Origin of the sequence: Lysinibacillus composti, from assembly GCF_016908465.1 — a bacterium.
GTDB lineage: Bacteria > Bacillota > Bacilli > Bacillales_A > Planococcaceae > Ureibacillus > Ureibacillus composti_A.
In genome coordinates, this window is sequence record NZ_JAFBDY010000048.1 from 1 (window position 1) to 2,026 (window position 2,026).

Here is a 2,026-nt window from a genome sequence, read left to right on the forward strand (position 1 = left end):
ATTTCGATAAAATAACGGAATAATATTCCTTTATTATCCGAAAAATTCGGGTATTTTTCAAAATAAGGGAATTATTTTCCGTTATTGTATGTAGTTCCGGCTTTTCAACCTAAGATAAGGGAATGATTTTCCGTTATTGTGTGTTTGGCTGGCTTTTCAAGCTCGGTTAGGGAATTATTTTCCGTTATTGTATGTAGTTCCGGCTTTTCAAGCTCAGATAAGGAAGTTTTTTCGTTAACACATGTAGTGCTAGCTTTTAGTGCTTCGATAAGCGAAGTATTTTCCGTTAATATTGGGAATATCTCACTTGCAACCGAATTTATCAAAGGCTGAATTGCCATTAATATAGTGATGCAAATCAACCGCAAGTACACACCCAATTTCAAATGACAATTCATCTTGGTCAGCTCATTTTTTATTAATACTCGATACCTTATAATAGAACTAAACACCAAAAGGCCCACGGAACTAAACCGGGGCCTTTTCATTACAATTTTTGGCTTACAAAGTTTAATACTCTTTTTGTTCCCCTTCTTTCAATGAAGCTTTTGGGAAACGGTCTGCTTCTTCAACTTTTTTGAAGCCTTTATCTAATCTACCGGCATTTTCGATATCACCAGAAGCCTGGTAACCTCCAACAGGTGCATTGGAAGTCGTCCCAAAAATCTCCATACCACCTAGTTCTACACTAATTCGTTGTTTGTCGTGTCCTTTACTCATGATTATCACCTCCACATGTAATTTGCCCAAAGGTGGTCATAATATAGTTAAATCTGATGAGAAATTTTTAAAAATCAACAAACTGGATCAATTCCTATTTTTAACGGTTATATTAGGTTACTTGCATTTGTCAGATCAAACTCCCTCCTACTTTCCGTTAAAATAAAGTACATAAAAAATCCCTACCTCAATTCAGAGAAGGGATTTTGATCGCATCAAATGATGAAACTTTCATTGATTACAACTATATTTCTAAAGGGTTTTCCCACTTATTTCATTTCATTAAAAAATACTACATCCTCTAGTGGAAGGCGTGTTGTTTGGTGTCCTGGTTTTGCGGCTTTTCCAATGGCAATAAGCATAACTGGTACATACTGCTCCGAAATTCCGAACGCTTCAACGAATTTCGCTTTATTGTAACCACCCATCGGAACTGTGTCATAACCTTTTGAACGAGCAACAAGCATTAATTGCATTGATACAAGACCACCATCTGTATAAACAATTTGACGAGCCACTTCAGATGGTAAACTTGAGTACATTTCGACAGTGCGTTCAATGAATGACTTAGCTGTTTCCTCTGGCATAAAACCTGCTTCGACCGCTTGTTTATAAATTTTCTCAGCTTTCTCATAGCTTTTCACATCTCCAAGAACAGCTATTATAGCTGAGGCCTCGACTACTTGCTGTTGATTGTTAGCAATTGGTAAAAGCTTTTCTTTCAGCTCAGGCGTATCGATTACCAGAAAACGCCATGGTTGCAAGTTTGAAGATGAAGGAGCTAACGTTGAAAGTTTTAAGATTTCGGACATTTCTTCGCGTGAAATTTTTACTGTAGGGTCATATGTACGTACTGATCGACGCTCTTGAATTACATCTAAGAACGCTTCAGGTTTTTGTAGTGTATGTGTACTTGTCATAAAATAACCTCCTAATAATCAATGTTTACTTCTCTATTAACCTGCTAATTTATTATTGCAATGGTTCGTAAACTTAAAATGAAACATATACTCTTGTTCATATGTTTCAAAGTTACATTACTTAAATTGAAATGAATTGTCAAAAATAAGGCTTTAAACAAGAACAAAGATAATCCTTTATAGCACAAATTTCCCTACTACTAATTACGAGATTTATAATTTTACATTGTCACAATCTAGCAATTTCACCAAACTCACACCACGCCAAAAATTGGGACAAGGAACCTGTCCGAAGTCACTGAAAAACGATTACATTAAATGGAAATAGGTGAAAATAAATAAAAAAATACCTCTATTGTTTGTTAAAATGGAATTGACTAGAAACC

The 2,026-nt window shown here is 35.3% G+C and carries 2 protein-coding genes; both read right to left on the bottom strand.

Annotation, left to right across the window (positions count from 1 at the left end; translation table 11 throughout):
* Positions 1-510: 510 nt before the first annotated feature.
* Positions 511-720: a hypothetical protein gene (locus JOD29_RS20175; protein WP_124767064.1), complete on the bottom strand. Its 210-nt coding sequence runs from the start codon at positions 718-720 to the stop codon at positions 511-513.
* Positions 721-989: 269 nt separating this feature from the next.
* Positions 990-1,640 (bottom strand): nitroreductase family protein, encoded by a 651-nt coding sequence (locus JOD29_RS20180; RefSeq protein WP_124767063.1) that lies wholly within the window; start codon positions 1,638-1,640, stop codon positions 990-992.
* Positions 1,641-2,026 lie beyond the last annotated feature (386 nt).

Bases quoted from the DNA above. Each gene is read 5' to 3' on its own strand.
- JOD29_RS20175 (WP_124767064.1), bottom strand. From the start codon at position 720: ATGAGTAAAGGACACGACAAACAACGAATTAGTGTAGAACTAGGTGGT.
- JOD29_RS20180 (WP_124767063.1), bottom strand. From the start codon at position 1,640: ATGACAAGTACACATACACTACAAAAACCTGAAGCGTTCTTAGATGTA.